Source organism: Sulfurimonas sp., assembly GCF_026991475.1.
GTDB lineage: Bacteria > Campylobacterota > Campylobacteria > Campylobacterales > Sulfurimonadaceae > Sulfurimonas.
The window spans coordinates 1-3,113 of record NZ_JALXBK010000117.1 but is presented as its reverse complement, the minus strand read 5'-3'; the positions used below and the strand labels follow the sequence as shown (position 1 = coordinate 3,113).

Genomic DNA, 3,113 nt, shown 5'->3' with positions numbered 1-3,113 from the left:
AGGGAGGTAATTGAAAATGAAAATCCAGATGGAATTATTGTTCACTTTGGAGGACAAACACCACTAAAACTTGCAGATTCTCTTACAAAAATTGGTGCAAAAATCATAGGTACACCATCTGCTGTTATTGATTTGGCAGAAGATAGAGAGCAATTTTCTGACTTTGTAAACAAATATGGACTAAAACAGCCAGAAAACGGCCTTGCAAGAACAAAAGAAGAGTCTTATGTAATTGCTGAGAAATTAGGTTTTCCTGTACTTGTTCGCCCTTCGTTTGTTCTTGGTGGTCGAGGTATGCGCATAGTTTACTCTGAAGATGAACTACGTCAATATATGGACTTAGCAGTTTCAGTTTCACACAATGCGCCAGTTTTAATTGACAAATTTTTAGACCAAGCGATTGAACTAGATGTTGATTGTATCTCTGATGGAGAAAATGTCTATATTGGTTCTGTTATGCAGCATATTGAAGAGGCTGGTATCCACTCTGGAGACTCTGCTTGTTCACTTCCTCCTGTCAATTTAACAGATGAGATGATAGAAAAAGTAGAGCAGCAAACAAAAACAATTGCACTAGGGCTTGGTGTACGCGGACTTATGAATGTACAGTATGCAATTTATCAAAATGAAATTTACCTTATTGAAGTAAATCCTCGTGCATCAAGAACAGTTCCATTTGTATCTAAAGCAACAGGTATGCCTTTGGCAAAAGTTGCTACTCGTGTTATGATGGGTGAAGAGCTTGAGAGTGCATTAGCATACTATGACAAATACAATATCGTAGAAGAGCATAATGGTCTTCGTCGTCCACGATTAAAAGGTCATGTTTCAGTAAAAGAGGCAGTTTTTCCTTTCCATAAACTTTATGGTGCAGATTTGGTTCTCTCTCCTGAGATGAAATCAACTGGTGAAGTTATGGGCATCAGTAAAAACTTTGGTGTAAGTTTTGCAAAAGCACAACTAAGTGCTGGAAATAAAATTCCAACAGGCGGCACTTGTTTCTTATCTTTTGTAGATACAGACAAAGAACATGCAGGAGAAATCGGTCGCGGGCTTCTAAGCCATGGTTTTAAACTTGTTGCAACAAAAGGAACACAAAAAGCACTTGAAGATGCAGGTGTTGCATGTGACTTGGTTCTCAAAATTTCTGAAGGTCGTCCAAATATTGAAGATAGTATGAAAAATGATGAAATTGCTATGGCTATAAATACTTCTGATAACAACACAAGTAAAAAAGATGCTGTCGTTATTCGCCAAGAGGTACTTAAACGCAGCATACCATACTTTACGACACTTAGTGCTGCTAGAGCCCTTATTCTTGCTTTAGATGAAATGGAAGATGAGCAATGGACAACATCAACAGCACTACAAGATTTTCTGATATAACTCAAAAAATCATTCTTACCCAAACCGATACAACGGTTGGATTTTTGTCCCAAAATGGGACAAAACTGGCACAAATAAAATCTCGTCCCTCCAAAAAACCTTTTATAAAAGTTTATAAAAATTTTAAATCACTTGCTTATGATAAAGTACGTATTCCAAACAAACAAAAGAATCGAGTAAGAAGAGCAAATCAGAGTAGCTTTATTGTAAATACCCAATCTTTTAGAGTAGCACCTCTCACACTTCACTCAACTGTTTTACAAAATTTAAGCTGGAGTTACTCTACATCTGCAAATGAAAGCGGTAAAAAATTTTCAAGAAACTTTTGTGAAGAAAAAGCTGATATAATTATAGAAGATAAAATGGGTTTATATGAGAACAAAGCATCAAAACTCTATAAAATCAATAATAAAAAAATAGTGAGGTTACGATGATAAGACTTATTCAAGCACTTTTAAGTGGTGTTTTTTTTACTTTTATTCTAGATTTTTTCATTATTTTAGGGATACAAATTAATTATATTAGACCGCATAATATAAATGTTTTTTATAATATTTTATTTGCAGATCATCAAAATATATTCCTTTTTCTCTTTTTTACAATTATTATTGGCTACCTCATTACCTATACAACAACAAAAAGTGCCTTAATAGGTGTTGGTACACTTTTTATATTGGCATTTGCAACACTAATTCCACCTATCGGTGAAAAAGTTGGTGAATTTATTTTACTTAAAAAAGATATAACACTCAAAACAGCAAAATTTTCTTACCATGGTAATATCTATTATGATGGAAGAAAAGAGATTACCTTTTATGACTATAAACTCAAAAAGGTTATAATTCTAAATAAAAATAAAGTAATAGGTGAATACTAAATGATAAAAAATAGACATATATCTTCAATAGCTAGTGGAGTAGCACTAGGCACAGCAGGGCTTCTTATGATGGGAACGCTTAGTGGATGTGAAAAAAAACAAGAAGCACAAAATAAATTTTTGGTGATTGAACAACAAGCAAATGGTAAATACAAAGTCATAGAAGAGATGCCAACAGAAGGACCTACTAGAGCAATTATTCGTGAAAAGGATGCAGATGGTCATATGACTGAGCGTTTTATGAATGAATCAGAGATGAAAGCACTTGCAGATCAAGAATATAAAAAAGTACAAGATGGCACAAGTGAAACACTCCAAAGAAATGGTGAAAGCGGAGGAATGGGACTAGCAGGCACTATTTTAGCAGTTGCGGCAGGTAGCCTTCTGGGAAATATGATTGGTAACTCACTAATGAATAATAAAAATTTTGCAAGAAATGCAAGTAGTGCGAATAGAAGTGCATATAGTCGTTCTGCTGCTTCAAAATCCAGAAAAAGTTCAAGCAGTAGAAAAAGCTTTTTTGGAGGGAGTTCAAGAAGCTCTTCAAGCAGAAGTAGCGGTGGATTTTTTGGAGGCTAAGAAATAATGGTAACAACACTACAACTTAAACCAATAAATGATGCAACATTAGAAGAGATAGGCTTTTCGTGGCATACAGATAGCGACGGAACAAAATATGTTAGTGATGCTGTAGTGGAAGTCACTCAAACTGAAGCAGATGCCTACTATGAAGCTACAAACGCAATATATGATATGTATGTCGAAGCTGCAGAGTATGTTATAGCAAATAATCTATTTTTTGATTTAGGTATTCCTTTTAACCTTATTGAGATGATTAAAAAATCTTGGG

5 protein-coding genes are annotated in these 3,113 nt (G+C 34.5%); all 5 read left to right on the top strand.

Features of this window, described 5'->3' with window-relative positions; genetic code table 11:
• On the top strand, nt 1–1,386 hold a 1,386-nt coding region (locus MV589_RS10070; protein WP_297434487.1), incomplete at its 5' end, for an ATP-binding protein.
• On the top strand, nt 1,347–1,820 hold the full coding sequence (locus tag MV589_RS10065) for a hypothetical protein (protein WP_297434485.1): 474 nt from the start codon (nt 1,347–1,349) through the stop codon (nt 1,818–1,820). The genes MV589_RS10070 and MV589_RS10065, both read left to right, overlap by 40 nt.
• A complete protein-coding gene (locus tag MV589_RS10060) occupies nt 1,817–2,263 on the top strand; it encodes a hypothetical protein (protein ID WP_297434483.1) in 447 nt (148 codons plus the stop codon). The genes MV589_RS10065 and MV589_RS10060 overlap by 4 nt, the downstream gene beginning before the upstream one ends.
• The gene (locus tag MV589_RS10055; RefSeq protein ID WP_297434481.1) at nt 2,264–2,842 is read left to right on the top strand and encodes a Cj0371 family chemotaxis-regulating polar lipoprotein; all 579 of its coding nucleotides are present in this window, start codon (nt 2,264–2,266) and stop codon (nt 2,840–2,842) included.
• Nucleotides 2,843–2,848: 6 nt separating this feature from the next.
• Nucleotides 2,849–3,113 (top strand): glutathionylspermidine synthase family protein (locus MV589_RS10050; RefSeq protein WP_297434480.1); only part of this gene is annotated, 265 nt, incomplete at its 3' end.